This is a genomic window from Salinactinospora qingdaonensis (genome assembly GCF_039539445.1).
Taxonomy (GTDB): Bacteria; Actinomycetota; Actinomycetes; order Streptosporangiales; family Streptosporangiaceae; genus Salinactinospora; species Salinactinospora qingdaonensis.
The window spans coordinates 54,697-77,345 of record NZ_BAABDD010000005.1 but is presented as its reverse complement, the minus strand read 5'-3'; the positions used below and the strand labels follow the sequence as shown (position 1 = coordinate 77,345).

The following is a 22,649-nucleotide window of genomic DNA, read 5'->3' as shown; positions in this document are numbered from 1 at the left end:
CAATACAGGCACACAAGATCTCGTCGGGGCGCCCGCCCCTGCGGTATTTTGCACTAGCCCGCGCTTAGCCCCGTCACTGGCGGGAATCCTCTAGCACAGGCATCGATGCCGAAACGGACGACGTCGCCCGCGGCACGAACACCCCCGTGAGCGGAAGGAACGGGTTCATGTCGGCTGCGATCCCCCACGACTACGCCTGGTTTCACGAGACCCAGCCCGATCTCGCCGAGGCGTACTGCATGTCCTACGTCAAGGGCGTGTCCAAAGCCGAGGCGCTTCGCCGACTGGGCGCCGAGGAGCGACTGCTGCGCTCCCTGCCCATTGCCGAAGCCGTCGAAGCGTGTCTGTGCGGCGAAGATCCGCCGCCGCAGACCGCCCATGCGTTCCACGTCGACGGTTGGTCGGTGCTCGTGGAACCCACGGGCTGCCAGGCATGCCGGCCGGAGCGCTACCGAGCGCTGTCGGCGGGCACAGAACTGGTCTCGCTGCGCGTGGTCATGGACCACCGCTACGAGTTTCGCTGGGTCGTCGACGGGGTGCTGCGGACCCTGTTCGACGCTCGCTCCCCCCAGATCCGGCGCGGGACCGATCCCGACGCGCTGAACGCGCACATGTCGGCGGTGGGACTGGAGCCGGAGGGCGTCCACCCCGGCCCCGAAGATCCCGGCGCCGCTGTCCTGGCGCTGGCTGAACGGGTTACGGGGGCACGGGTGCGCCCCGGGCATCTGGCCGGGCCGTTGCTGGGGGCCCAACTCGACGCCGGGGCGCCGCTGGCGTCAGGCTGAGGAACGGGGTGCGGGCGCACCGGTTCGCTGCGGCGCGTCGGCGCCAACGGCCTGGCCCAGCGAGGTGTAGCCGGCGGCACGCACCATAGCGGCCAGCCCGCGATGGAGTCGGCGGGGCCATAGGGGACCGCCGTAGATCAGGCCGGTGTAGCCCTGGACGAGGGTGGCGCCGGCCCGGATGCGCCGCCACGCCTCGTAAGGAGTTTCGATCCCGCCGGCCGCGACGAGAACGAGCTGGTCTCCGACGCGGGCCCGCAGCCGCGTCAGCACCTCCAGCGAGCGTTCCTTGAGCGGAGCGCCGGACAGGCCGCCGGCACCGACGGCGGCGACCTCGCCGGCAGGCGTGTCGAGGCCGTCGCGGGAAATGGTGGTGTTGGTGGCGATGATGCCGTGCAGCCCCAGGTCGAGGGCGAGGTCGGCCACAGCGTCGATGTCGTCATCGGCGAGGTCGGGGGCGATCTTGACGAGAAGCGCCAGGTCGGGGTGACCGGCCTCGTCAAGGGTCGTACGCACCGCGCGCAGCAGGGGCCGCAGGTGGTGGACGGCCTGGAGATCGCGCAGCCCGGGCGTGTTGGGAGAGCTCACGTTGACCACGAGGTAGTCGGCGAGCCCGGCGAAGCGGCGGGCGCTGGCAACGTAGTCGTCGATGGCCGCTGTTTCGGGGACGGCCTTGGTTTTGCCGATGTTGGCACCCACGATGAACCGGCGACCGCGGCGCTGGCGGTAACGGGCCAGTCGGCGGGCCACAGCGGCTGAGCCGGCGTTGTTGAACCCCATCCGATTCACGATCGCGCGGTCGGCGATTAGCCGGAACAGGCGCGGCTTGGGGTTGCCCGGCTGCGGTCGCGCCGTCACAGTGCCGATCTCGACGTAGCCAAAGCCCAAGGCCATGAGGCCGTGCATGCCCTCGGCGTTTTTGTCGAAGCCTGCGGCCAGACCCAACGGGCTGGGGAACTCGCGCCCGAAGGCGCTGACGCGCAGTTCTGGGTCGCGGGGGCCGGTGACCCGCCGCGCCGCCCCAGCGGCGCCAGGAACGGCGCTGAGGCCACGCAGCGCGGCGAAACTGAGCCGGTGCACGGTTTCGGCATCGACGCGGCGCAGCACGGTGTGGAAGAGCGCCTGGTAGAGCACGCTGGGTTCACCCTTCCGAACCGCGGTCGCGTTCGGCGAGGTAGCGCTCCAGCTCCGCGCCGAGTTCCTCGGCTGTGGGCAGTCCCGCTCCGTCCTCGGAGGCCAGCGAGCCGGAGAGCCCCTCGCGGGCCGTCATGAAGTCGTCGTACTGCTGCTCCAGGCTACGTACGACGCGCTGGATCTCTTCGGAGGCCGCCACCTGTTGCTCGATTTCGGCGTCGGTCTCGCGGGCCTGCTCCAGTAGCGTGTCGGTGGGCAGTACGAGGCCGGTGCGCTCGGCGACATAGCGCAGCGCGGCGACCGCGGCGTGCGGGTACTCCGACTGGGCGAGGTAGCTGGGGACGTGCACCGCGTAGCCCACGACGTCGTGGCCGGACTGCCCGAGCCGGTATTCCAGCAGGGAAGCGGCGTGGCCGGGCACTTGGATTCGGCCGATCCAGGGTGTGTGCCCCGGGATCAGCTCGGGGCGGGTGGCATGGGTGGTGACGGTGGCGGGGCGGGTGTGCGGCACGGCCATGGGCACGCCGTAGAAGCCGACCGTCAGCCGCACGGAGAAGCGCTCGATAAGACTGCGCACGGCGACGATGAACGCTTCCCATTCCCGGTCGGGTTCCAAGCCGCTGAGCAGGAGGAAGGATGTGCCCTCACTGTCGCGCATCCGGTAGAGGGCAAGAGTGGGGGCGGTGTAGTCGTCCCAGCGGTTCTCGACGAAGGTCATGGTGGGACGGCGGGAGCGGTAATCCAAGAGCCGATCGATGTCGAAGGTCGCGACCTCCTCGGCTTCGAAGGTCTCGAAGAGGGTGGTGACCGCTTGGCGAGCCGCCGCTCCGGCGTCGATGAAGCCGTCGAGACTGACGAGCATCACTGGGGCATCCAGCTCGGGCGGATCAGGACGAAGCTCGTAGAGATCAATGGGATCTCGCACCTTGGACAGGTCTCCATTCTCACGCCGTTGGGTGGGCATAACGCGGCCGGAGCGCGGTGGCCCCCGTCCGCGGGGGTGGGCGTCGCACCCGCATAGGGCTGTGTCTTTAACAATACCGAGCCCTCGTGCGCACGGAAGCGCCCCCAGGTGTCCACCGCCGGGAGGTGCCTGACGGCGAGGACCGGCCTACGGCGCACAGGCCGCCGCCGGGCTCGGCACGGTGAAGGCTCGCGGTCGGCCTCATCGGGAACCGCCCCCGCTGGGAGCGGTTCCCGGTGAGGATCGTCGCCGATGGCCGGCGGCCGTCAAGGGGAGTGCCCGACGCCTCCAGCGCCGATGCGGGCACCCCTGCCGGCTCAGGGGACCGCCCCGTGGCAGGCCCCAAGGCAGCCGCGCAGGCCGCGGCCTTAGGTCCTGTTTTTTGAAAAGGGCGGCGAGGGCGGGCGGTGGGCACAGGCGAGTGAGCGCCCCGCAGGCGGGCGAGATCGCGCAGCGATCGAGGCACGAGCCGACGACGAACACCCCCACAGCTCCCACACCCCAGCCGTACGAAAAACAGAACTCAGGCGACGGTGGCGCGTACGCGCAGCGTGCGGAGCCGGTTGAGGGCGGCGGCGATCTCGAAGCGGCGCGGCAGCGCGTGATCGCCGGAATGCCCTCGGCCGAGCAGGTCGGTTCCCTCCCGGTCGAGGCGCTCTTCGAGGGCGTCGAGCGCTTCGCTGAGGGTGCGCTCGCCGTCGAGCAGCCCCTCGTCGCGCAGCAACCGCAACGCCAAGCCCACGCCGATGATCTGGCTGGGGTCGGTGAGCTGCGTGAGGTGACGCACGTCGATATCGGTTTCGCCGAAGGTAAGCACGTCCATGTCGCGGCGTTTGATACGGCTGCGACCGCGTGCGGTGGAGTCGACCGAACGGGGGTCGATAACGCGGTTCACCGGTGGCGTCACCTCGGCGTCGGAGCGCTGGGCCGCCAACTCCCGGGCGCGCTCGGTGACGTCGTAGGGACGGTACCCGTCGAGCATGATGACCTGGTCGGCGACGTCGAAGTAGTCGCCGCTGCCGCCCATGACGAGGACGGTGGAGATGCCGTGCTCGCGGGCGAAGGGCCGCACCAGGTCGACGAACGGGGTCAGGGGCTCGCGGTCACCGTGCACGAGGCGCTGCATACGCGAGTCGCGGATCATGAGGTTGGTGGCCGTGGTGTCCTCGTCGACCAGGAGCACGGTGGCGCCGGCCTCCAGCGACTCGGCGATGTTGGCGGCTTGGGAGGTGGAGCCCGAAGCGTTCTCGGTGGAGAAGTCGGAAGTATCGGCTCCAGTGGGCAGGTTGCGCACGAACGCGCTGACGTCGGTGCGCTCGACTCTGCGGCCCTCCTCGGCGCGGATCTTGACCGCGTCGGCCTTGGTGACGACGAGTTCGCGGCCGTCGCCGGGCACGTGGTCGTAAACGCCGCGCTCCAGCGCGTGCAGCAGGGTGGACTTGCCGTGGAAACCACCCCCGACGATGAGGGTGATCCCCTCGGGGATGCCGAGCCCGCTGACCTCACCGCGGTGGGGAAGTTTGACGGTGACGCGCATGCTCTCCGGTGAGGTGAACGACACCACGTCACCGGTCATGGGTAGGTCGCTGATGCCGCTGCGTCGGGGCAGCACCGCACCGTCGGCGACGAAGGCCACCAGGTCGAGGCCGCCGAGCGCCTCGCGCAGCGCCACGGCGTCTTCGACGGTGTCGGCGAACGTCGTGGCCTGGTCGGGGTCCAGTTCCTCCCAGACCAGCGCGTCGACCAGGTCGGGCACGCGGTCACACAGTTCCCGCTCGGCGGTGCGGCCGTCGATGCGCCGGCCGTGGCCGGGCAGTTCGATGCCCAGACTCAACCGGACGGCGCCACGGTCGATGCGGCAGGCGGAACGCTCCAGAACCTCCTGGCCGCCGACGTCGATGCGCAACCGCGACCCTTTGAGCGTCTGGTAGGCCCGCCGGATGATGTAGTCGGCGGTGGCGCGGCGGCGCACGGGGGAACGCCACGCTTCGTCGGGGAGACCGGCGACGTCGGCGGGGATGCTCACCGCCACGCGCGAGGGCGGCGCGAAGGGGTCGGCCTGCACTCGCTCGATGGTCAGCGTGAAGTCGCCGAAGTCCCAATCGCCTGAGAGCGACTTGTAGCGGCCGTAGGAGGCGCCGTCCATGTTGCGCAACTCGTCGGCAAGCCGGGCGTCGTCGCGCCGGCCGCGGATCACCGGCGGCCCGCTGCGCCCGCGATCGGGCTTGCCTCCGGTGCGACGCTGCTGGCCTCCGCCGCGTGCGGACATGTTCTCCCTCTTCCGATCCGGTTGCCGGCTGAGCAGCCCGGCGGGCTGCACGGTCCCTCTGCCCGGATGGTACGTGGCCACACGCACCGCTGGTGTACGCCACGGGCCGGTGCTCCGGTGGCCCGCGGCGTCAAGAACGGAACTGCCCGTCCTTAAAGAGGCGAGCCGCACCGGTGTTCGGGCTGGGCCGAGGCCGCCAGTGTCCTCGGCCGGTCACAGGCGGTGTGCGCGACAGCGCAGTGAATGGTCGGGAGGCGGTCGCCGGCAGCGGCGACGTTAGTGGGCGTGAGCGGCCTGCCACCGGCACACCGTGCGCCGCTGGAGTAAACTACCGCACTTCTTGGCCGCCGTTAGCCGGTCGACGGGCGTGGCCCGCCCACGGCTGAACGGGGGGAAGCTGCGCCGCGAGCATCCCGACCACCGCCACGTTGCCGGCCGCAGGCCATCTGATCTCGATCTTTCTGCGGGACAGCGGTGGGGTGGGGTCGATCACGCTAGCCTCGGCGCTGGCGCAGTCGACGCTTCGGCTCCCCCATGGGGTGTCCTGGCAGGGGGCGAGGGTCACGGTGACGGGCACGACTGGGCACTGGGCCCCGTAGGCGGCCCTAGGTGTCGCGAACGGCCGGCGTGTGGGGCCGCGGGGGTGTTCTTCGTGCGCTCGTGCCTTCCAGCCCCCGGATTGACGCCCCCACAGAAACATCCCCGGCGTCAGGAAGCGGCGAAGGTGGGGCTCTCCCGAAGCTTGGCGAGCCGGGAGGGCTTGCGGTGTCGGCCTCCGGAGCGGGGCAGCCGTAGTCGGCTCTTGGCCACGAGGGCGGTGGCCGCCAGTGCGGGCAGCAGGAGCAGACCGAGCCCCTCGGTGGCCCCCGGCAGCTCTTGGGCTATCGGGGTCATCAGCGGTGCCGTGGTGGTGCCGGTGGTGGCGGTGGTGGCGGTGGTGGCGGTGGTGGCGTCAGCGCTGGGCGGGGCGCTGGTGGAGCCTTCGTCCGGTGACGGTGCGGCGCTGGCTTCCTCCTCGTCGTCGGCTGCGTCGTCCTGCTGGGCCTTTTGCTGGGCATCCGGCTGCTTGGACTGCTGGTCCTCGGATTCCGACGGTGCCTGCTGTTCGCCCGGCTGGGCTTGGCTGTCCTGCTTAGTTTCGCTATCGGTGGGGGTCGGGTCGGTCTTTTCGGAGGTTTTCTTCTCGGCAGCGGCCTGCTGGTCGTCTTGGTGCTCTTGGGGTTTTTGGGTGGGCTGAGCCGCTGCGGAGACGGCGTTGTCGCACTTGTGGGACTCGTTGCGGAAGGGGTGGGGCGCGCCTTCAGTGCCGTTACCGTCGCCCCATTCGGTGATGTGGTAGGTGACGTTGATGTGGCCGAGACCGCCAGCGCCCTCGACGACGTAGGAGGAGTCGTTCCACGTGCCGCCCGTGAGCTGGGCGAAGGTCTTGCCGTCGAGATCGAGTAGCACGTCGCAGCCCTGCGAGGGCTCGCCGGGCCCGCGGTCGCCGATGAAGAAGTCGGCGCGCTTGCCGTTGTATTCGACGTAGCCTTCGGTGCCCAACGGCCAACTCGGACTGGCGAACAGGCCCTGCTGCATGGGTTCGCCCGAGGCCGGCGCTCCGGTGTCGCCGTTGATCCCCGAACCGTCGTCCCAGAAGTAGGACGCCTTGACTTCGCCGCTTTGGAGTACCTGGCCGGCGTCGTCTCCGGCCGCGTTCGATGGAGTCATAGCAGAGGAGAACTGTCGACGATGAGGGGTCGAGCGAGACACACGAGGGGCCGCGGAGGCGGCCGGCGTTGGCCGTCCCCGGAGAGCCTGGGGGCGCACTGGCTGGCTCGCCAGACGCGGAGAACGCGGCGACCGGGGCGCGCGGCGCCGGTCGACTCCCCCCCGGGGGTACGGGGAGGTACTGGGGGGTGGCGGCACTGGGTGTGCTCGCCGCCGCGTGAGTGGGGTCTACGCATCCCGGGCGGTGCACGGCACCCGGGGGCTCGACATCGTTTCGTAACCACCCTTACCAGGGCGGATCACGATCCGATCACAATGGACCTTAACGTTGAATATCCCCAAAAGCAAAAACAAACGAAGTAAAACCACAGAAGTCACATAAGCGGACACAACAGACATAAACGTCAAGCAACGCACGACACCTGGGGCTCGGCGGAGAGTGTGATTGCCGGCCCGCGCCGCACCTTCCGACTATTACCCACGAGACGTGATGCAAGTCACGGTTTAAATCGACCCTCCCGGCTCTTCTCGTTCCCCCCCACAGCCTTGACCTCTTTGATGTTAGTAACCAACATGTTAGTTACTAACATCAAAGGGCATGGAACATGCGCCAGGAGGCCCGGTGGCACAGGACTGGCGGGCGCGCAAGCGCGCTCGAACCAAAGAGGCAATCCAACACAGCGCGCTACGCCTATTCCTCGAACACGGCTACGACGCCACGACCGTGGCCCGTATCGCCGAAGAGGCGGGCGTCTCGCACATGACGTTCTTCCGCTATTTCCCCACCAAGGAGGACGTCGTGCTGAGCGATGACTACGACCCGATGATCGAGGAGCTGGTGCGGGCGCGACCCACCTCGGAACCCCCCATCGAACGGGTCCGCGCCGCGATCGCGCAAGGATTGACGGCCGTCTACACCGCCGACCAAGACGCGCTGCTCACCCGCACCCGCCTGCTCCTCGAAACCCCGGCGCTGCGCGCACGGCTCTGGGAGAACCTGCACGCCACCCAGCGACTGCTGGAGCGCGCGCTCGACGACACCGACGCCACCGGCGCCACTGCGCCCTTGCGGCTGCGCGTGATCGCCGGCGCATCCGTATCGGCACTGACTACAGCAGTTGTGACCTGGGCGGAAAACGACGGGCACCCCGAACTTCCCCAGCTCGTCGACGAAGCGTTCGCCGTGCTGGAGCACCAACTCCACTGAGCCGGGACCGACCCCGGCCTCGGCCCGTTTCCTCCCGAAGACGAAGGGCGGTCTACAAACCGTGCATGACCCTGTCATCTACGTCGCGGACCTGAAGGTGTGGTACCGCGGCGCCCCACATCCGGCCGTCGACGACATGAGCTTCACCGTCGAGCCGGGCGAGATCTTCGGCTTCCTCGGCCCCAGCGGAGCCGGCAAATCCACGGTGCAGCGCGTGCTGACCCGGCTGCTGGGCGGTTACCAGGGCGACGTCGAGGTGCTGGGCCGACCGCTGCGCGCCTGGGGCGCCGGCTACTACGAGCACATCGGGGTGGGTTTTGAACTGCCGGCGCACTTCACCAAACTGACCGCGCGCGAAAACCTGACCGCCTTCGCCGCCTTGTACTCCGGCCCAACGATCTCTCCCGACGAGCTTCTCCACCGCGTCGACCTGGCCGACGCGGCCCACCGGCGGGTGACCGAACTGTCCAAGGGCATGCAGATGCGCCTCAATCTGGCACGGGCGCTGGTGCACCAGCCACAACTGCTCTTCCTCGACGAACCCACCTCCGGGCAGGACCCGGTGCGCGCCGCAGCCCTGCGCGAAGTCATCCACGACCAGGCCCGCCAGGGACGCACGGTGTTCCTGACCACCCACGACATGGCCACGGCCGACGACCTGTGCGACCGGGTGGCCTTCGTCACGCAGGGCCGCATCGCCGCCGTCGACACCCCCCGCGCCTTCAAACTCCGCCACGGTCACAGCGGCGTGGTCGTGGAGTACCGCCGCGCGGGAGAACTGGGGCGGCGCGCGTTCCCTATGGCTGGACTCGCCGGCGACCCCACCTTCGCCCAGTTACTCGACGAAGGCACGGTGGAGACCATCCACACCCGCGAGGCATCCCTGGACGAGGTGTTTGCCACCGTCACCCAGGAGCGACTGTGACGGCCCCGCTGCCACACGCGCCATCGCGCACCCTCCAGCGGGTAGGCGCGGCACTGGCGCTGGAGGTGCGCTTGGAGCTGCGCCATGGCCTGGTCGGGGCCGCGCTGGGCCTGAGTCTGGTGTGGAGCACGGTACTGCTGGCGATTCCCGCCACCACCGCCGCGGCGCTGGCGCCGCTGCTGCTGTTCGTGGACACAGCCGGTTTCGGGGCGCTGTTCGCGGTCGTGCTGGCTCTGTTCGAGCGAGTCGAGCGGAGCCGGGAGTCGCTGGCGACGACGCCGCTGCGGCCGAGTGAGTACATCGGCGCCCGGCTGACCGTGCTCACTGTGCTGTCGGTGGTGGCCGCAGTGCCCATCGTGACCGTGTCCACCCGAGACCGGTGGCTGGAAGGGCCTGCGGCGATGGCCACAGTCGTCCTCCCCGCCCTTGTGGGGGTCGCGCTCAGCGCGCTGCTGTTCCTGGGGGCCGTGGTGGCCGCCGGCATCCGGGTACAGACGTTCCAAGCCCTTTTTGGCCAACTGCCGCTGGTTCTGGTGCCGCTGCTGGCGCCGGCCCTGGCCCACCTGAGCGGTCTCGTGTCCTCACCCCTGCTCTTCCTGGCGCCCACCACAGTCGCCGCGGACCTGCTCCACGTGGGGCTGAGCCCCGAGGGGGTGTCGTTTGGACTGGCCACCGCGGTGCTCTACCCGCTGGCCGCCGTCGTGGCCATGTCGGCGTTGGCCACGGCGCGGTTGAGAGTCGACACCACCGAAAAGCCCTCAGCGCAGGCGCCGCCTGCGACAGTCGCCCGCCCCCCGCAGCGGCGGCAGCGGAGGCCGCGCACTCCGGCGGCCATACGGCCCCTGGCGGCGTTCGCCCGGGTGGACCTACGCGGTATCGGCCGGGACCCCACCCTGCTGGCGCTCCCCATCGCACCGGTGCTGCTGGCGCTCGGCCTGCGCATGGGCTACCCCCTCCTGGAGGAGTTCGTCGGCGCGCACTACGGGGTGGTTCTCGCACCCTACCGACCGGTGGCCCTGGCGGCGCTGGTGGTGCTGCACGTGCCGCTGATGACTGGCGCTATCGGCGCTATGCGCGCTATGGAGGACGTCGACGACCGCACGCTGCTCGTGCTGCGCGTGTCCCCGTTCTCACTGTCGCACTACCTGGCCTACCGCCTACTAGGGGTGCTCGGCGTCACCGTGGCCGGCCTGGCGGTGGCCCTCCCGCTGTCGGGGCTGGCCGGCCCCTGGTCCGCCGGTCTGGTGGTGGCCCTGCTGCTGGCCGCGGCGCAGGCCCCCCTCCTGGTGCTGCTGGCCGTGGCGCTGGCTTCGGGCAAGGTGCAGGGCTTGGTCACGGTCAAGATCGTCGGTGCCGCCTTGACGCTGCTCCCGCTTTTGGTGTGGTGGCTGCCCGCGCCCTGGGTGTGGCTGCTGGCCGTCCTGCCCCCGTTTTGGCCGGTGGCGGCGGTGCCGAGCTATGGCTTGGCCACGGCACCGCTGGCGGGGCTGCTGGGAACGCTGACCATCCTTGGGTGGGCGTTCCCGGCCTGGCTGGGGGTGCCCCGCCGACAGTCGAGGTGAGGAGCGAGCGGAAGCCGGCGCCACCGGTAACCCCATCCCAGGCTCAACCGACCGCACGCGCGGGGGCTTGTGCCAAAACGGCGAGTTCGCCGGCCATGTTGGCGCGGGCCTGCTCCTCCCACCACGACCGCGCCGGGGCGGTGTGGAACAGCCAGGAGCGGCTGAGCAGGCTCCGCAGCAGACGCGCCCGCCCGCTGCGGAAATCGGCCTCGGAGAGGTCGCCGTACTCCTGACGCACCGCGGCGGCGTAGGCGCCGTAGTGGCCGGGGGCCGAGCCCAACACGGCGAGATCAGCGTCGCACAGCACTTGGGCGTCGCGGTCCCCGGCAGCGGGCCGATGCCCGGCTGTGACACGCACGAGCGCGGCCACCGCAGCGGCACGCTGGGCGGTCAGCCCGCAACCGGGCAGCAGGCACTGGGCCAACCGCGCGCTCAACTCCTCGTCGACACCGGGGTTGCCCTCGTAGACCACATCGTGGAACCAGGCGGCGTAGCGCACCGTGGCAATGTCGGTGGCTTCGGGGGCGAGTTCGTCGACGGCGGTGAGAACCGCGTGCAAGTGGCCCAAGGTATGGTAGCGACGGTGCGGCTGGGTCCAGCGGGCCAGCAGTTCGGCCTCGACTGTCGAGGCCTCGATCCCGTTGCCGGCGAGTTCGCGCCACCGCGCGGCCAGATCCGGCCCGATTCGCGACATCTCAGCGATCCCTTTCATATCGCCTCAACCGTGCCCGTGCACGCCTCCCCATGCGGCCGTTACCCACCGCCGGTAACCGTGATCCGCCCCACGAGCCACGCTTTGCGGCCAGATGCGGCCACTGCGTTATTCAACCGGTCGCAGGTATGGATGGTCACCACGTGAACGGCACCGTGGTTACGGCAAACGCAGCCACGATACCCGGAGGCACCGACAGCGACGCCGCGCCCCGACGTCCCCCGATTGTGACCAGCGTGTCCCCGCGCGCCCGCAGTGCCAGGGCGGCTGCGAAGGCCGGCTGGGCGGGCGGGAAAACGGCGCGGGGCGCGCTGCCGCCCGAGGTCCTTTCCCGAGCGCGCGGCGCTTGACAGGCTGGGACGGCCACGAACACCACTGCACCGCGCTGCCCGCGCCCACCGTCGGGCAGCGGCGACGCCCGCACCGATGCGGGCGAGTGCCGTGCCGCCTCGACGAAGGTCGTACAGCGGGCGCCGTGCCCACCCCCGAAAGTCGCTGCTGGAAGGCTGCCTTTGGCCGATGCCGCAGCTCCACGGTTTCCCTACTGTCGGAGTGCAGCGACGTGTGCAACGAATGGAGAGCTCCGGATGATCGCCCTACGGGGACTGACGAAACGCTATGGGACAAAGGTGGCCGTCGACGGGCTCACCTGTGACATCGAGCCGGGAAAAGTCACCGGGTTCCTCGGCCCCAACGGTGCCGGCAAGTCCACGACGATGCGGATGATCTTGGGGCTGGACCGCCCGACCTCGGGCCAAGCGCTGGTCAATGGCAAGGAGTACGCCCATCTGCGCCATCCGCTGTGCGAGGTCGGCGCGGTCCTGGACGCCAAAGCCAGCCACCCGGGCCACAGCGCCCGCACGTACCTACGGGCGATGGCGCGCAGCAACGGCATCCCCACCCGCCGGGTCGAAGAGGTGCTGGAGCTAGTGGGGCTCACCGAGGTCACCGGAAAACGGACGAAGTCTTTCTCGCTGGGGATGGGACAGCGGTTGGGCATCGCCGGGGCACTGTTGGGCGATCCGGGCGTGTTGATGTTCGACGAGCCCGTCAACGGGCTCGACCCCGACGGCGTGCGGTGGGTGCGCGGGCTGATGCGGTCGCTGGCCGACGAGGGCCGCACCGTGCTCGTCTCCAGCCACCTGATGAGCGAGATGCAAGAGACCGCTGACCAGCTCATCGTCATCGGCAAAGGCACGTTGATCGCCAACGCCCCCATCGAGCAAGTCATCGCCGGCAGCTCGCTGACCGCTGTCAAGCTGCGCAGCCCGCAGGCCGATGCGCTGGCACGCGACCTGGCCGCCCGAGGGCTGGGCGTCGAAGGCGACGGCGGTGACGAGCTGATCGTCACCGGCGCCACCATCGAACGTGTGGGCGAGCTGGCCCACGCCGCCGGAGCGGTGCTGCACGAGCTGAGCATGCGCGCGGCCTCGCTGGAGCAGGCCTACATGGAGCTGACCGCCACCAGCGTCGAGTACGCGACACCGACGAGCCCAACGCCCGACGACTCCCCGAAAGCGCAGGTGTGAGCATTGAGCACGATGACGACAACACCACGGGCCAGCGGTGTGGCCCCGCGTGGCAGCGGGTTCGTCGGCGCGGTGGCGGCCGAATGGACCAAGCTGTGGGGATTGCGCTCTACCTGGCTGTGCCTGGCCGCCACCGTGGTGATGGCGGCGGGGGTCGCCGTGCTGGGCATCCCCCGCTCCCCGAACGGGTTCGAGGGCGACCCTCCTATCCTCGACGCCAACTCCAACATCCAAGCGGTGATGCTACTGGCGCAGTTCGCGATGGTGGCGTTGGCGGCGCTGCCGCTGACCGGCGAGTACGCCACGGGGGCCATACGCACCACGCTGACCTGCGTGCCGCGCCGCGCGACCATGCTGCTGGCCAAGGTCACCGTGGGGGGCGCGGTGGCCGCGCTGACCGGTATCGTCATGGGACTGCTCAACATGGGCGTCATCGCGGCGCTGTACGGGCCGCAGTATATGGAGATCACCGCCGAGGGTCTGGGGCGCGGGCTGCTCGGCGCCGGGTTCTACCTGCTGACGATCTCGCTGTTCGTCCTGGGTTTGGGGGCGATCCTGCGCAGCACCGCGGGCGCGATCACCACGGCGATCGGCGTCATCGTGGGGATACCGTTGCTGAGCCAGATCATCGGCAACGAGACACTGACCGAGATCAGCAACTACACCCCCACTCAAGTCAGCGGGGTCGTGCTGTCGGGGGTCACCGCCATGCCCTACTCGCTGGGGTCGGCGCTCCTGCTGCTGCTGGGTTGGGCGATCGTGGCGTTGGCCGGCGGTTACGCGGTGCTGCGCTACCGCGACGCCTGAGGTGGCCGTCCCGTGGGCGAGGCCCCGACCTCTTTCCCGCCTGTCTCGCCGCGGCGAGGCAGGCGGGCACGGCCATAGCCGAGGGGCGGCCAGGGGCTCGCGCGCGGCGCTCCACCGCGTGCCGAAGCTCTGGAGCGCGTCTCCCCGGCGGGCTCACTCCCGCGCAACGAGACCGGCCTCGTAGGCGAGGATGGCGGCCTGGACCCGGTTGCGCGCTTCAAGCCGGTTGAGGATCGTGCTGACGTAGCTTTTGACCGTGCTCTCAACTAGGTGCAGCCGGGCTCCGATCTCAGCGTTGGACAGTCCCGCTCCCAGCAGCGCCAAGACCTGCCGTTCGCGCTCGCTCAATTCCGCGATCCGGCGCTGGGCCTGACCGTCGCGGGAAAGGTGCGGGCTGCGCAGCTTGGCGATCACCCGCTGGGCGACCCGCGGTGCAAGGTAGGCGGCGCCCTCGGCGGCGGCGCGCACTCCGGCGATGAGCTCGCGTGGGTCCCCGGCCTTGAGCAGGAATCCCGCCGCACCCTGGCTGAGAGCGCGGGCGATGTAGTCGTCTTCGTCGAATGTCGTCAGGATGAGTACGGCCGTTTCCGGCACGGCTCGGCGCAGCTCTCCCGTGGCGGCCAGACCGTCCAGCACGGGCATGCGGATGTCGACGAGTGCGACCTCGGGACGGTGGGAGCGGGCCAGCTCCACTGCCTCACGGCCGTCGGCGGCCTCGGCCACCACCTCGATATCGGGATCGGTGTCCAAAATCGCCCGAACACCCGCGCGGATCATGGCCTCGTCGTCGGCGAGCAGTACCCGGGCATGGCCGGGGGCGCCGACTTTCGGCGTGTCGTCCATGAGTGCAGATTACGGGGCCCGCACCGGCGCTGCGGGCTGTCGGCCGGGCCGCTACCCGCTGTCCTGCCCTAGCGCGGTGTAGGTGTCTTTGCTCACCAATTCACCGTCAGCGAAGCAGAGCCGGCGGATCTCTTGGCGGAGCGGGAAGGGGTTGGCCGTGGCGCGGTAGTGGGCGCACCGCCGCTCTCCCGGAGACTTCGGGTTCTGCCGCTGCGGTCCGTGGTACTCGCGCTGGGGGAGCCACTCCTGCGCACTGGCTTTGGACATGCCCACCTGGAGCCGGGCGTAGTCGGACTCCGGCAGCGTGGAGATGGCCGCCAGGTAGAGGCTTTTGGACAGCACTAGGCAGGAGATGACGGCGAGCGCGGCCACGGGCACGCTCACCAGAGCGATCATCCGGTTGCGCAGCCGGCGCTTGGCGCGGGTCCATTGTGCCTCGGCGTCGATGCTGGGACGGGGCGGGTGCGCGTCGTCCTCCTCGGTCTCAGGCGCGCCTCCCTTGGTGGGGAAGTGCGCGGTGACCTCGAAGCCGCCGTCCTTGCCCTCGGCACGCAGTGTCCCGCCGGCCAGCCGTACCCGCTCGGCCAGGCCGGTGAGTCCGCTGTGGCCCTGCGGCCGGTCAGGGGCGGGAGCCACCGGCGGGGCGGGGTTACTGACCCGCACCGTAGTCGCCTCGGCCGTGCGCGCGATCCGCACGGTCACCGTCGCGCCGGGGGCGTGCTTGGTGGCGTTGGTCAGAGCCTCCTGCACGACGCGGTGGATGGCGCGCTCGACCATCGGGGGTGGGTCGGCTTCGGCGCGGTCGTTGAGGAGCGCGATGCGCATGCCGGAGGCCCGCGCCCGTTGGACAAGGTCGATGACCCCCTCTTTTGCCGGCTCCAGCGGAGCGGGAACCGAGGTTTCGCGCAGCACGCCGGTGATGTCGCGCAAACGTTGCGTGGCAGCGGTGGCGCCCTCGCGTAACTGCCCGGCCGCTGCCCGGTGGGGGGCGGCCAGGTCCGGCGTGACCTCCAGCGCGCCGGCGCGCAGCGCGATGAGGCTGAGGTCGTGACCCAGGGAGTCGTGCATGTCTTGGGCGATGCGGGCCCGTTCGCGCAGCCGCGCCTGCTCTGCGGTGATGTGTCGCTCGCGTTCGAGTTGACGGGCCCAATGGCGGCCGGCGGACAGCAGCTCTTGGTGCTGGCGCAGGTAACCGCCCACCAGCAACGGCAGGAGCATACAGATCAGGAGGAGGATGGGATCGGTCCACCGGTTCAGCGAGGCCGGCGATCCCCATAGCGCGAGCATCTCCGAGCAGCTCACCGCCACGAACACGGCCACGGCGGGCCAGAGCCGCCGCATGCGCACCCCGACGAGGGAGAACATGAGGACTATGGACGTGTCGATGGCCGTGCCTACGGCGACCAGTCCGACCGTGGCTATTAGGGACACCAGGGGGTAGGCGCGGCTGACCAGGAGGGCGCCGGTGAGGATCGTCGCCTGCCAAAGCATGGCGGGAGGCAGTGCCGCTAAGCCGCCCCTTCCGTGCACCACCGCCTCGAAGACGTTCTGCGCGAGCAGCAGCGCCATTAGCAGCGCCCACAGCAGCAGGTCGACCAGCACCGCCCGGCGGGTGGGCCACCAGTCTTGCGGGCCCCCGGGGCGGCGTGCCAGCTCGATGAGGTAGCCCAGGGCGAGGGCGGGCAACGCCAGGGGCCTTGGTGGGGAACTCACGCTAGGGACGGTAGATCCCGGCGGCGGGTAGGCGTTACCGACCTTCGAGGGGAGCTCACCCCGCCGTTGGTAGGGAAACCGCACGGCGAACCGGCCAGTACCGGCCGCGGTTGCCCGCGCTTCAAGGCAGCGGGTACTCGCGTGTCTCCAGCACCGCGCACCGCCCGCCGACCGCCACGGTGCCGTCGGGGTGGGGGCGCACGTCGATGCGCGATCCCACCCCCTGGCGGATCGTCAGCGGCCGGTGGAGGTGGGCGCCCAGACGCAACGCGGCTGAGCCGGTGGCCTCGTCTTCGGCAATGCCCATCTCATCGGGGAACACGCGCACCCGCACCTGACCGGCCGCCTCGTCTTCCCACGCCCACACGTGCAGATCCGTGCCGGGACGTCCGCCGGCGAGCGCGTCGACGTCTTGGGGGGAGGGCAGTTGGCTGCTCTCGAACTCGGGCGCCCATTCGGGGTCGGCTCGAATCCAGGTGAGCCCCTCTTCGACCCAGGTGGGGACGGGACCGGCCAGGGTGTGCAGCGTGTCCACCTCACGTCCTGTGCCACGCAGCAGCCAGGAGGTGCCCACGAGTGGGTGGCCGGCCAGGGGCAGCTCAAGGGCGGGGGCGTGGATGTGCAGCTCGCCGCGGAGCGGATCGGTGACGAAGACGGTCTCGGGGAAGCCGAGGTCGGCCGCTATGGCCTGTCGGGCTCCCTCCTCCAGCGGGGGAGCCTCAAGGAACACCCCGAGTGGGTTGCCACCGGTGTCGCCGTCGCCGAGGAAGACCGTGACGACGTGCAGGGTCATGGTATCGCTCATGGGGGGCACTGTATTGATCTGCCCCGGGGTGACTCTACCCGCCGGCCCGGCCCCGTGGGGGCGGTAGGGCCAGTGCACGGTAACCGGCCCTACGGTTCGCGTGCCCGCACGACCGGCCGAGATGGCGTCCGGCAGGGCAGCCTTCTCAGGTGCCGCTCGCTCTCCCCCGCCGCCGGAGGTGTGAGACGCGCCCCGCCGGCGAGAGTGACATGCCCCACTGCCACCCCTATGGGAACAGCGGGCCTCGGGGGTCTGGGAGAATCGGGAATGCGCGGTGTGACCTGCGTGTTCTTAGCAATGCCAGGCACGTCAGCCAACGTTCGTCGGCTGTGTCACACCCATGAGACGCCCCTGGTCCAGCAGGGGATACGGGCAGGACCGGAAAAGTACACCAAATGGTGCCAATAGTGGTTACGAAACAATTGTTAACAGGGTATTGCATGCCCGAATCATCGGCGTAGGCTGGGCGATCGTGCTAACGCTGTTCCCTCCACGCATCCTTCGGACGCAGCCACGCCGAAGAGAGGTTGCCGTGCCGCACCTGACTGGCCTCGCGCACATCACCCTGTCGGTGCGCGACCGCCATACCAGTGCCGAGTTTTATCGAGATGTACTCGGCTTTCGGCAGATCTCCACCTGCCATGGGGACCAGTGGTCACGTACCGAGTGTCGTCACCCGTGCGGGGTGATCCTTGGTCTCACCCAGCACAAGGATCACTTCAACGCGGTGTTCGATCCTCGGCACGCCGGTTGTGACCATCTGGCGTTCCAGGTGAGCTGTCTCGGTGAGTTGGAAAGCTGGGAGGAACGATTGACCGATCTCGATATCGATCACTCCCCCATCGTCCACGAGGAGTCGGGATCGGTGCTCAGCTTCACCGACCCTGACGGCATACAGCTCGAACTGTACTGCGCCCGAGAGTTCGATACGGGCGAGGACTAGCTCGGAGGGCGTCGCCGCTCTGGCCTCCCAGCGCGGCGACCGCCTTGTCGGCGCTAGACCCACCGAGCCCACCGGCACAGCGCGGTGGGCTGCCGGCGATATGCCCCGCAGCCCATCACAGTGGCCGGCTTAACCGGTTGCGACCATCTCCAACCGGATGTCGCGCTCGTTCATCTGATCCACGGCCGCGCGCGGCAGCCGATCATCACTGATGATGAGGTCGAACTCCTCAAGGCGGGCCACCCGGAACGTGCCGAATTTTCCGTATTTGGTGCTGTCGACGGTGAGCACGCTCTTGGAGGCGATGCGCAGCAACTGCTGCTTGGCTACGACCTTGGGCTCGGAGGGGGTCGTGGAGCCCCGGTCGACGTCCCAGGAGCTGCTGGCGATGAAGGCGATGTCGACGTTGACCCGTTTGAGGAACTCGGCGGCGTACTGCCCCACCGATGAGTGGTCGGCGTGGGAGACCATGCCCCCGGTGTGAATCAGCTCGATACCGGGGTACTCCACGAGGTGACCGATAACGTTGAAGTCGTTGGTCACTACGGTCAGCCCGACCTTGTCGGTGAGCAGGGGAACCATCTGCAACGTGGTAGTGCCGGCGTCGAGGAAGATCGTGAAGTTCTCTCGAACGAGCTGTGCGGCGGCGCGAGCGATGGCGCGCTTGGCCGGTACTTCCATCTGAGCTTTGGTGAAGTAGGACGGCTCGCTTTTGAGGCGGGCCGCTAACCGCACCCCGCCGGTCACCGACAGCACCTTGCCCTCGTTCTCCAGGGCCTGGATGTCTCGCCGCACGGTCATGTGGGAGACGGCCAGCATCGACGTCAGCTCATTGATGCTCAGCACATGGCGCTCCTGTAGGAGCTTGAGGATGTGCTCGCGGCGTTGGTCCGGGATCATGGTGCGCCTTCGGTATCGGTCGGTGTCGATTCGTCCTTATGTGTTCACAGTGTTGGCCCCGTCGCCATCACTGTGACAGACGCTGGGCTCACCACAGAAGTGTCCCAGCCTGCGGTGATCGGGGTGGCCGCCCCTGCGATGAAGTGCCTCTCATGTCACATCTCGCGGTTTTCGGGGTTTTTGCCGGCCTTGCGTGCATTGTGTGGGTGTTTTTGGCACTCTTATCTTGCACCTATTGGTTTGCCCGCTATCACCCGGCGCTGCGCCCTCCGGAGACTCTATGACCTTGGTGATCGCCCATCGTGGCGAGCCCGTCCAGTTCCGGGAGAACACACTCGCAGCACTGCGCGCTGGTGCGGCGGCAGGGGCCGATGCGCTCGAAATCGACCTGAAGCTCACCGCCGACGGCCACGTCGTCCTCCTGCACGACGACACGCCGCAACGCCTATGGGGCCGGGCGACGCCGGTGGCGCAGTTGACCCTGACCGATCTGGCCGAACTGGGAGACGGCGCCGATCGCCGAATCCCCACTCTGCTCGAAGTGTTGATGGAGTTCGCCCGCCCAGGGGCTCCCGCGCTGATGCTCGATGTCTCCTCAATCGAGGTGGCGCTGGCCACCGACGATCTCGTCGTCAGTCAGGGGCGGCTCGACTACGTACTCTACTCCGGCCCCACCGACGCGATGCGGGCCCTGCGCGCTCGGCGCCCGCAGGCGCACCTATGCCTGAGCTGGGAGCATCGGGAGCTCCCCTCGGCGGAGCTATGGCAGGCGATCCAGCCGCGTTTCTACAACGCCTACTGGCCGCTCCTCAGCCATGAACTCGTCGCCGACCTCCACCGCCACGGCTACGGGGTATCGGCGTGGACCTGTAACGACACCTCGGCGATGGCCCGGCTCGTCGGCATGGGGATCGACGCCCTCATCACCGACTACCCCAGCGACCTGATCAAGGTGTTGCGCGCTCACGGTCAGCGCCGATAGCGGCACGCCGGCACACGGCCACCAATATTGTCCGATTAATACTTTTTGTGTCATAAAATCACTCAAGAGAAATAAATACACCCCATCCCTTTTTATCCTTTTCTGGGAATTCCATCCACTCCACAGGACGAAGAGGAAAGGGGAGTCACCCCATGGAGTATGGATTTCTCAAATTTCTTGGCCCAGCTCCGCGATTCCCACGAATCGTCTGACCGGTAGCGCTATCCTCGAAACCGATTCGTGACCAATCCCGTCAAACCCCGGGTACAACGGGGCCCCTTTTCCGAACGAGTGACGTCCATCGCACTGCACACCCCTCCTTCACGTGCAGGCTAGAGATGACTATGACGGCCGACCTCTCCCCAACCGACTCACGCCTAATCGAACGTGCGCTCGACACAGCCACGGAATTGTTCACCGGCCAGGATGTGCGCGATGTTCAGATGACCGCGATCGCGAACCAAGCCGACCTCGACCCAGTCATGTTTCGCCGCCTCTTTCCCACGAAACTCGATCTGATCTACGCCTTGGCGCTGCGCGTCACGCGCGAGCTCGTGGCCCAGCAGCGGCAGGTGTGCGATCCAGAGCAGTCGCCCACGAGCCAGCTCGCCCAACTCGTGCGCACCCATATCGAGTTCACCTGGCACCACAGGACCGCCGGACGGCTGCGCCGCGAACTGCTGCCCGTGCTGCGCTCGATCAGCCCCGGACGCCACCGGGAACTCACCGAGCAACTGCGCGACTACCGTGAACACCTGCGCACAATCCTGTCGCGAGGTCGCGCCCTCGGTGAGTTCTGCTGCCCCCACCCCGAGATCTCGGCGTCGAGCATCATCGACGCCCTCGACGGTATCCACAACTGGTACGACCCCTCGGCCGATCTCTCGCTGAGCCAGCTCAGCGACGTCTATGTCGACATGGTCCTGCATCACCTGCTGAGAGTGCCCCGATAGGAGCCCCCACTCGGCGGAGTGAGGTTCCGGGCGGGGCAGGGCGGCTCAACGGCCGCCGGCCGCCTGCCTCACCTGTTGGAGTGCCGCGTTGTCGCGCGCCACTCCCACCAGGCCAGCGGCGAGCGCGGCAAAATCTTCGGGGGCGACCAGGTGAGCGAGCTGTTCGGTTTGGGTCGGCAGTCCCAGCCGCTCCGCGCCCTGGCTCACCAGCTTGTCACTGAAGGGCCGCAGCCACGGCCAGACCGCTTGGGCCTCCCGGCAGAAGATCGCCGCGCCCGTGGGGCCGATACCGGGGAAGCGCTGGAGCCGGTGCTCCAGCTTGCGGTAGTGGCGCCCGCTTTCTTCGGCAAGGTTGCGCAGGTCGCCTCCGTAGTCGTCGAGGGCGATCCGCGCGCACCCACCCAGCCGAGAGGCGGTGCTCTCGTCGTAGCGTACGTAGTGGCCGCGCCCCAGGGCGTCGACACGCTGTTGCCACGTGAGCTGGGCCATGCCTTCCGGAGTGTCACCGCCGGCCTCGTTCAGCTCACGCGCGGCATCGATAGCGATGTCGGTGCTGATGCGCGCGCTGACCAGATTGGTGAGCACCAGCAGTTGCCACAGCGGCGCCGGCTCGTCGGTCAGGCGCAGCCCTGCCCGCTTGGCCAACGTGGTGCCCGTCTCGGCCAACACCACCTGGGCGATGCGCTCGTAGGTCATTTGCTGTGTGGCCATCTGTCCCTTTCTCCCAACTGTCCCCGTTCGCCCACCGGGACGTGGCCTCTCGCCAGCCACGGTGCAGGCGCTGTACCAGGGGCGACTTAGGAGGCCCGGTTCGGTTTGCTCATGCGCCGGCGCGCTTCACTGACGGCTGTGGCGAGGTCGTCGCGGGACATGCGCGAGCGCCCCGGCACGTCGAGGTCGGCTGCTAGTCGTAGCAGTTCGCGCTTGGTCATGCTGGAGTCCGGACGGGCCGACTCGACTCCGCGGCGCTGCTGCTGGCCTTGGCCGCTGCGCTCACCGGTGGGCTGCTGGCCCTCCTGGGGGGTGTGCTCGCGCAGGCTCGATTGCAGGGCGTCCATGAGGTCGACGACATTGGTCTCCTCCGGAGGGCGGGGAGCCGCGCCCACCTCGGTGCCGGCGAGCTTGCTGCGTACCAGCCGTTGCACCGCTTCGCGGTAGCGGTCGGGAAAGTCTTCGGGCCGCCATGAGGTGGTCATCGTCTCGATAAGGCGCACCGCCGTGTCGATGTCGCGCTTGCTGAAGTCACCGGCGTCGGGAATCGTGTCGAGAACCGTCTCGGGCTCTCGGACCTCGTCGGCGAAGAACAGGGTGTCCAGTGTCAAGACGTCGCGCATGGGACGCACCGCCGCGAACTGCTGTTTACCGTAGAGCACGAACGAGCCGAGGCCGATTTTGCCCGAGCGGCTCAGCGCGGTGCACAGCAGCGCGTAGGGCTTTGTCGTGTGCACCCCCGGGACCAGGTAATAGGTTTTCTGGTGGAACACGACCGGCAGCTCGCTCTCGGCAACGAAGCCCGACAGTTCCAGCGTGTGGGAACGCCCGGGCGCTACGGCCTCAAGTTCCTCATCGTCGAACGTGACGACCTCGCCGTCAGGGGCCTCCACCCCTTTGACGATGTCGTCATAGGCCACTTCCTCGCCGGTGCGCTCGTTGATCCGCCGGTAACGGATTCGGTCGGTGGTTCCCCGCTGAAACTGGTGGAAGGTCGGGATGGTGTTGACAGTGGCCGGAACGAGACCGATCGAGACGTTGACTCGACCGAACGACAGCGATCCCGTCCACACCGGGCGCGTCATGGGCTCCCCCTGGATATCGTGCCGGTTCGCCGATGTACCACCCTCGGGGGATTCGGAGCGCGGCACCCGGCGCTATAGGTCTTGTGAGCGGTGCTACCCGTTCTGACCACGAA

The 22,649-nt window shown here is 68.8% G+C and carries 20 protein-coding genes; 9 read left to right on the top strand and 11 right to left on the bottom strand.

Features of this window, described 5'->3' with window-relative positions:
* The first annotated feature begins 167 nt into the window (after nucleotides 1-167).
* Nucleotides 168-785, top strand: a complete 618-nt coding sequence (locus ABD848_RS07065) for a DUF6461 domain-containing protein (RefSeq protein ID WP_344968668.1) — start codon at nucleotides 168-170, stop codon at nucleotides 783-785.
* Here ABD848_RS07065 and ABD848_RS07060 read toward each other — a convergent pair.
* From ABD848_RS07060 to ABD848_RS07045, 4 genes are all read right to left on the bottom strand, one after another.
* Nucleotides 777-1,916, bottom strand: a complete 1,140-nt coding sequence (locus ABD848_RS07060) for a quinone-dependent dihydroorotate dehydrogenase (protein WP_344968666.1) — start codon at nucleotides 1,914-1,916, stop codon at nucleotides 777-779. The two genes, ABD848_RS07065 and ABD848_RS07060, sit on opposite strands and share 9 nt — an antisense overlap.
* A gap of 7 nt (nucleotides 1,917-1,923) precedes the next feature.
* Entirely contained in the window at nucleotides 1,924-2,841 is a 918-nt protein-coding gene (locus tag ABD848_RS07055) for a proteasome assembly chaperone family protein (RefSeq protein WP_344968664.1), read from the bottom strand.
* Between the two features lie 562 nt (nucleotides 2,842-3,403).
* Entirely contained in the window at nucleotides 3,404-5,149 is a 1,746-nt protein-coding gene (locus ABD848_RS07050) for an ABC-ATPase domain-containing protein (RefSeq protein WP_344968662.1), read from the bottom strand.
* Nucleotides 5,150-5,857: 708 nt separating this feature from the next.
* Entirely contained in the window at nucleotides 5,858-6,859 is a 1,002-nt protein-coding gene (locus ABD848_RS07045; protein ID WP_344968660.1) for a hypothetical protein, read from the bottom strand.
* A gap of 622 nt (nucleotides 6,860-7,481) precedes the next feature.
* On the opposite strand from ABD848_RS07045, the gene ABD848_RS07040 reads away from it, so the two are divergent.
* The 3 genes from ABD848_RS07040 to ABD848_RS07030 all read left to right on the top strand — a co-directional run bounded on the left by ABD848_RS07040 (nucleotide 7,482) and on the right by ABD848_RS07030 (nucleotide 10,553).
* Nucleotides 7,482-8,066, top strand: a complete 585-nt coding sequence (locus ABD848_RS07040) for a TetR/AcrR family transcriptional regulator (protein WP_344968658.1) — start codon at nucleotides 7,482-7,484, stop codon at nucleotides 8,064-8,066.
* 61 nt (nucleotides 8,067-8,127) lie between these two features.
* Nucleotides 8,128-8,991: an ABC transporter ATP-binding protein gene (locus ABD848_RS07035; protein WP_344968656.1), complete on the top strand. Its 864-nt coding sequence runs from the start codon at nucleotides 8,128-8,130 to the stop codon at nucleotides 8,989-8,991.
* Nucleotides 8,988-10,553 carry a fluoroquinolone export ABC transporter permease subunit gene (locus ABD848_RS07030; RefSeq protein ID WP_344968654.1) on the top strand — a complete coding sequence of 522 codons (1,566 nt, stop codon included), beginning with the start codon at nucleotides 8,988-8,990 and terminating at the stop codon, nucleotides 10,551-10,553. Before ABD848_RS07035 ends, ABD848_RS07030 begins: the two co-directional genes overlap by 4 nt.
* Nucleotides 10,554-10,596: 43 nt before the next feature.
* On the opposite strand, the gene ABD848_RS07025 is transcribed toward ABD848_RS07030, so the two are convergent.
* On the bottom strand, nucleotides 10,597-11,247 hold the full coding sequence (locus ABD848_RS07025) for an HD domain-containing protein (RefSeq protein ID WP_344968652.1): 651 nt from the start codon (nucleotides 11,245-11,247) through the stop codon (nucleotides 10,597-10,599).
* A gap of 605 nt (nucleotides 11,248-11,852) precedes the next feature.
* Between ABD848_RS07025 and ABD848_RS07020 the strand changes: the two genes are divergently transcribed.
* Nucleotides 11,853-12,794 carry an ATP-binding cassette domain-containing protein gene (locus ABD848_RS07020; RefSeq protein ID WP_344968650.1) on the top strand — a complete coding sequence of 314 codons (942 nt, stop codon included), beginning with the start codon at nucleotides 11,853-11,855 and terminating at the stop codon, nucleotides 12,792-12,794.
* Between the two features lie 12 nt (nucleotides 12,795-12,806).
* The gene (locus tag ABD848_RS07015; protein WP_344968648.1) at nucleotides 12,807-13,601 is read left to right on the top strand and encodes an ABC transporter permease subunit; all 795 of its coding nucleotides are present in this window, start codon (nucleotides 12,807-12,809) and stop codon (nucleotides 13,599-13,601) included.
* 153 nt (nucleotides 13,602-13,754) lie between these two features.
* Here ABD848_RS07015 and ABD848_RS07010 read toward each other — a convergent pair whose 3' ends face one another.
* The 3 genes from ABD848_RS07010 to ABD848_RS07000 all read right to left on the bottom strand — a co-directional run bounded on the left by ABD848_RS07010 (nucleotide 13,755) and on the right by ABD848_RS07000 (nucleotide 16,962).
* Nucleotides 13,755-14,444: a response regulator transcription factor gene (locus ABD848_RS07010; protein ID WP_344968646.1), complete on the bottom strand. Its 690-nt coding sequence runs from the start codon at nucleotides 14,442-14,444 to the stop codon at nucleotides 13,755-13,757.
* 51 nt (nucleotides 14,445-14,495) lie between these two features.
* Entirely contained in the window at nucleotides 14,496-16,157 is a 1,662-nt protein-coding gene (locus ABD848_RS07005; RefSeq protein WP_344968644.1) for a sensor histidine kinase, read from the bottom strand.
* Nucleotides 16,158-16,278: 121 nt separating this feature from the next.
* Nucleotides 16,279-16,962 carry a PhzF family phenazine biosynthesis protein gene (locus tag ABD848_RS07000; protein WP_344968642.1) on the bottom strand — a complete coding sequence of 228 codons (684 nt, stop codon included), beginning with the start codon at nucleotides 16,960-16,962 and terminating at the stop codon, nucleotides 16,279-16,281.
* Between the two features lie 532 nt (nucleotides 16,963-17,494).
* On the opposite strand from ABD848_RS07000, the gene ABD848_RS06995 reads away from it, so the two are divergent.
* A complete protein-coding gene (locus ABD848_RS06995) occupies nucleotides 17,495-17,905 on the top strand; it encodes a VOC family protein (protein WP_344968640.1) in 411 nt (136 codons plus the stop codon).
* A gap of 129 nt (nucleotides 17,906-18,034) precedes the next feature.
* On the opposite strand, the gene ABD848_RS06990 is transcribed toward ABD848_RS06995, so the two are convergent.
* Nucleotides 18,035-18,805, bottom strand: a complete 771-nt coding sequence (locus ABD848_RS06990) for a DeoR/GlpR family DNA-binding transcription regulator (RefSeq protein ID WP_344968638.1) — start codon at nucleotides 18,803-18,805, stop codon at nucleotides 18,035-18,037.
* Nucleotides 18,806-19,085: 280 nt separating this feature from the next.
* Here ABD848_RS06990 and ABD848_RS06985 point away from each other — a divergent pair, with 280 nt between their 5' ends.
* The gene (locus ABD848_RS06985; RefSeq protein WP_344968636.1) at nucleotides 19,086-19,787 is read left to right on the top strand and encodes a glycerophosphodiester phosphodiesterase; all 702 of its coding nucleotides are present in this window, start codon (nucleotides 19,086-19,088) and stop codon (nucleotides 19,785-19,787) included.
* Nucleotides 19,788-20,125: 338 nt separating this feature from the next.
* Nucleotides 20,126-20,740, top strand: a complete 615-nt coding sequence (locus ABD848_RS06980; protein WP_344968634.1) for a TetR/AcrR family transcriptional regulator — start codon at nucleotides 20,126-20,128, stop codon at nucleotides 20,738-20,740.
* Nucleotides 20,741-20,785: 45 nt separating this feature from the next.
* Here ABD848_RS06980 and ABD848_RS06975 read toward each other — a convergent pair whose 3' ends face one another.
* Together ABD848_RS06975 and ku are read right to left on the bottom strand one after the other, a co-directional pair.
* Nucleotides 20,786-21,451 carry an HhH-GDP family DNA glycosylase gene (locus ABD848_RS06975; RefSeq protein ID WP_344968632.1) on the bottom strand — a complete coding sequence of 222 codons (666 nt, stop codon included), beginning with the start codon at nucleotides 21,449-21,451 and terminating at the stop codon, nucleotides 20,786-20,788.
* 86 nt (nucleotides 21,452-21,537) lie between these two features.
* Complete coding sequence (gene ku, locus ABD848_RS06970) at nucleotides 21,538-22,536, bottom strand: non-homologous end joining protein Ku (RefSeq protein ID WP_344968629.1); 999 nt, start codon at nucleotides 22,534-22,536, stop codon at nucleotides 21,538-21,540.
* Nucleotides 22,537-22,649: the final 113 nt, after the last annotated feature.

Excerpts from the sequence above, each read along its gene's own strand:
- ABD848_RS07065 (WP_344968668.1), top strand. The coding sequence starts at position 168 with ATGTCGGCTGCGATCCCCCACGACTACGCCTGGTTTCACGAGACCCAG.
- ABD848_RS07050 (WP_344968662.1), bottom strand. The coding sequence starts at position 5,149 with ATGTCCGCACGCGGCGGAGGCCAGCAGCGTCGCACCGGAGGCAAGCCC.
- ABD848_RS07045 (WP_344968660.1), bottom strand. The coding sequence starts at position 6,859 with ATGACTCCATCGAACGCGGCCGGAGACGACGCCGGCCAGGTACTCCAA.
- ABD848_RS07025 (WP_344968652.1), bottom strand. The coding sequence starts at position 11,247 with ATGTCGCGAATCGGGCCGGATCTGGCCGCGCGGTGGCGCGAACTCGCC.
- ABD848_RS07020 (WP_344968650.1), top strand. The coding sequence starts at position 11,853 with ATGATCGCCCTACGGGGACTGACGAAACGCTATGGGACAAAGGTGGCC.
- ABD848_RS07015 (WP_344968648.1), top strand. The coding sequence starts at position 12,807 with ATGACGACAACACCACGGGCCAGCGGTGTGGCCCCGCGTGGCAGCGGG.
- ABD848_RS07010 (WP_344968646.1), bottom strand. The coding sequence starts at position 14,444 with ATGGACGACACGCCGAAAGTCGGCGCCCCCGGCCATGCCCGGGTACTG.
- ABD848_RS07000 (WP_344968642.1), bottom strand. The coding sequence starts at position 16,962 with ATGAGCGATACCATGACCCTGCACGTCGTCACGGTCTTCCTCGGCGAC.
- ABD848_RS06990 (WP_344968638.1), bottom strand. The coding sequence starts at position 18,805 with ATGATCCCGGACCAACGCCGCGAGCACATCCTCAAGCTCCTACAGGAG.
- ABD848_RS06985 (WP_344968636.1), top strand. The coding sequence starts at position 19,086 with ATGACCTTGGTGATCGCCCATCGTGGCGAGCCCGTCCAGTTCCGGGAG.
- ABD848_RS06980 (WP_344968634.1), top strand. The coding sequence starts at position 20,126 with ATGACTATGACGGCCGACCTCTCCCCAACCGACTCACGCCTAATCGAA.
- ABD848_RS06975 (WP_344968632.1), bottom strand. The coding sequence starts at position 21,451 with ATGGCCACACAGCAAATGACCTACGAGCGCATCGCCCAGGTGGTGTTG.
- ku (WP_344968629.1), bottom strand. The coding sequence starts at position 22,536 with ATGACGCGCCCGGTGTGGACGGGATCGCTGTCGTTCGGTCGAGTCAAC.